The organism is Peribacillus sp. (genome assembly GCF_059453735.1).
The window spans coordinates 1-3,365 of the sequence record NZ_JAZVJO010000349.1; the positions used below are offsets into that span (position 1 = coordinate 1).

The 3,365-nt window shown below is 37.3% G+C and carries 2 protein-coding genes and 2 pseudogenes; 1 reads left to right on the plus strand and 3 read right to left on the minus strand.

Annotation, left to right across the window (positions count from 1 at the left end; genetic code table 11):
• Positions 1–19 precede the first annotated feature (19 nt).
• Positions 20–655 (plus strand): annotated as a pseudogene (locus AC52RT_RS11100) (anaerobic C4-dicarboxylate transporter family protein); the annotation flags it as partial.
• A gap of 455 nt (positions 656–1,110) precedes the next feature.
• Here AC52RT_RS11100 and AC52RT_RS11105 read toward each other — a convergent pair.
• The 3 genes and pseudogenes from AC52RT_RS11105 to AC52RT_RS11115 form a co-directional block, all read right to left on the minus strand.
• Positions 1,111–2,187, minus strand: a complete 1,077-nt coding sequence (locus tag AC52RT_RS11105; RefSeq protein WP_495540802.1) for a metallophosphoesterase — start codon at positions 2,185–2,187, stop codon at positions 1,111–1,113.
• A 73-nt stretch (positions 2,188–2,260) separates the two neighbouring features.
• Positions 2,261–2,998 (minus strand): hypothetical protein, encoded by a 738-nt coding sequence (locus tag AC52RT_RS11110; protein WP_495540803.1) that lies wholly within the window; start codon positions 2,996–2,998, stop codon positions 2,261–2,263.
• A 240-nt stretch (positions 2,999–3,238) separates the two neighbouring features.
• Positions 3,239–3,365: pseudogene (locus AC52RT_RS11115) on the minus strand (TrmB family transcriptional regulator); the annotation flags it as partial.

A 3,365-nucleotide genomic window follows, 5' to 3' on the forward strand; every position in this document is an offset into this window, starting at 1 on the left:
TTGGCCTCCGACTTAGTCTTCGGTTATTATTTTTCTCATTGCTGCTATATTGGTCGTGCTGTTTGGATCCATTGAAGGCTTACGACCAGGCTGGACTATCGAAGGTGAGTTTACTCGCATGGCTATGCCTGTAACAATTGAAATGATTATGCTTTCAGCTGCAGCCTTCATTATCCTAATCTGTAAAGCCAATGTAGATACGATTGTTTCAGGATCTATATTCAAAGCAGGTGCTACAGCCGTCGTCGCTATCTTTGGAATCGCCTGGATGGGTGACACATTCTTTAATGGGAATGCCGAATTCATAACGAATAATATTTCTAGTTTAGTCACCTCAGCTCCTTGGCTATTTGCCATCGCGTTATTCGTTCTATCGATTCTTTTATACAGCCAAGCTGCTACCGTTCGTACATTGATGCCACTTGGAATTACCTTGGGAATTAATCCAGCACTTCTCATTGCTATGTTCCCTGCCGTTAATGGTTATTTCTTTATTCCTAACTATCCAACCGTTGTCGCAGCGATTAACTTTGATCAAACCGGTACAACTCGTATCGGAAAATACATTTTGAATCACAGCTTCATGATTCCTGGATTAATTGCTACGGTAGCGAGTATCGGAATTGGAATCCTGCTAAGTATGGTTGTTCTATAATAGGAAAAAGGCGTTCGTTAAGGAAACTTAGCGAACGCCTTTTTTTCTTTTTTACCCTAAAAAGACATGAAATCTATGAAAAGCTGTCATTTCTGACTGGAAACGGTGAGTTCGTACAGACTACATATGGAAGAAATAAAGGAGATTATCGCATGATTGAATTACTGGCGACAGCAGAGTCCTTTGAGCCATACAACTGATTGATTGCGGTGTGGGAGAAACGTATGGTTTACGGATTTGAGAAGGAGTCGCCCCTTAGCTACAATAAAGGTACCAATTACCTGTACGTTATCCACCACAACTCCCCTCCTGCTCCCTACCTTAATGAAAATCAATCCTTCGTATCTTTGACATATGTAAAAGCCCTCTTAGGAATCGAAATAGGTCAAGTTTGTATTAGCTGGCTAATGAAAAACAGTCTTGCTCGCAGCAAGACTGTTTTTCTGGATTTTTGATTACTCAAATTCCACATTAATCACATTCACTTCTGACCGGCTGCCAATCCGAAGCGGTGGTCCCCACGTTCCGAATCCCGAGGAAACAATTGATTGAAGGGTGTTTTTTCGTAAATAGCCCCAATCATTTTCATAAATCCTGCTGGTAATGAGATTGGCTGGGGCGACCTGACCTTTATGGGTATGGCCTGATAATAGAACATCAATCCCATTCTCTTTAGCAATATCCAGTTCTAGGGGTGTGTGATCCATCATAATGATGGGCATCGTGTGATCAAGTTTACTGACTAAATCACTAACCGCTTGTCTATTTTCATCCGTAACATCATTTCTGCCCACGATATAAAACAAATCGTCCACATTCACGGTTTCATCCATTAAAAGCTTAATGCCTGCTTTGTCCAGTTCAACTTCAAGCTTTTCTAAATCATCGCCGTAATAATCATGATTGCCAGGTATCGCATAAACGCCCAAGGGTGCTTTTAATTCTTTTAATATCTCACCAACATGATTATCTATGTATGGCTGAATATGATCGTCGATGATATCTCCAGGAATCAAGATGATATCAGGCTTCACTTGATTTGCCTTATCAACCAAACGTTGAATATGCGCTGGTCCAACGATTGCACCAATATGCAAATCTGAAACCATTAGAATTTCCAGGTCCTCCACAGTGGATTTCTTATCAACGGTCAGATCATAATTCCGGATAACAGGGCTCCAAGCATTAAACGATCCGTAAATAAACACAAATCCATAAACTGCGAAAACGCTTATACCAACCCAAAAAATGCCTCTCTTCTTCATTAAAAAGACGAGTAGATTACAAATGGGCAAGAGAATAATTCCATAGCCAATGATCATCATCCAAAAATAACCGAGTAATTTAAAAACAAGAAGGGATGAAAACAGACCAATAAATAAGGAGCAGGACAGAATCACAATGATTCCGATATAGATCTTTTTATATTTCGATAAAAAAGTAGTCTTCAGCCAAACCCAGCCATTATAGCCGACATAATAACTGAGTGCAGCAAAGACGAGTGCAGCTAAACCAATCATGAGGATCATCATATGTATCGTTGAATCCTTTCTTTCTTTTGTTAGTTGAATCTTCTAAACTAGTCTAGTATAAACGATAGACTTACTAATTAACTACTAATCGATTAGAAATAAACCGAATCCTTTCCGGAAAGCCATATTCATTTGGCTCCTTAATCGGTTTACCAATTAATAAAAATAATATGCTTTGTTTATCCTTAAGGAGTTCCTCACTTATTATAATGGGGAATACTAACTTTGTACTCTTTGGTATCATCATTTTGCCTAGCTCATTCAACTCGTAATTTACTAATACACTTAAATTAGCATCATATTCATAATCATGAGGATTATTAATAGCTAAATAATAATAGTTGCCGCTGCATACAGAATCCACCAACTTATTCATCTTTTTATCTTTAAAAAGTGTAATTTTCACTCCCTTATCATTCTGACAGGTATGTCCGTTATATTCAAACACCTCTACATGATCAGACAGGCTTTTTTTCTTTGCATTCTCTACTTCAATGGCAAAATAAAAATAGCCTATATGTCTATTAAAATCTTCCTCTATATAAAACGGATTAAGATAGTTTTCAATCATTAAATAAATAATATGATTCCCTGGCGGCAGATCTTCAAACGTAAATATAAAATCTATCTCACCATGTCTTGGGACATCGACCAAATGATGGACCTTCTTTACTCCCTCTACACTAAATTCCAAAAGAGTTCCTTCTCCTTCAAGCATTGCATAAAAAATAATTTTTTCAGCTACTTCAGTCTCATGCATCACTCTTAATGTAGCTGTAAACTGACCAGCGTTACCTGATTTGTAACTCAATGTATGAACATCCTTGATATATTCCTTATTCGCTAAAAAAAGAAACCCCCTATGAGTGCTCCTTTGATTTGTATCTTGATTCATAGATTGGCCGCCCATCGTATTTATTTCTCTTACTAATGATAAATTAAATTGGGAAATAATTCAATTTAGATGCGCCATGAATAAAACAAAGACGTAAAAAAGTTAATAAGTTATACGCCAAACAAGAGACCTTTTCAAGAAAAGGTCTCTCGAGCTCTAATAACGAAGATTCATTAATACGTTTCGTATTTTTTCGTCCTTCATTACTGTATCTTGATATCTTTGGGTAATCTCAGTTAGGGCAATGTCATGGTAAAAGAATTCGGTGAAAAATTTAACAAGT

Coding starts and splice junctions, on each gene's coding strand:
- AC52RT_RS11105 (WP_495540802.1), bottom strand. CDS start 2,187: ATGATGATCCTCATGATTGGTTTAGCTGCACTCGTCTTTGCTGCACTC.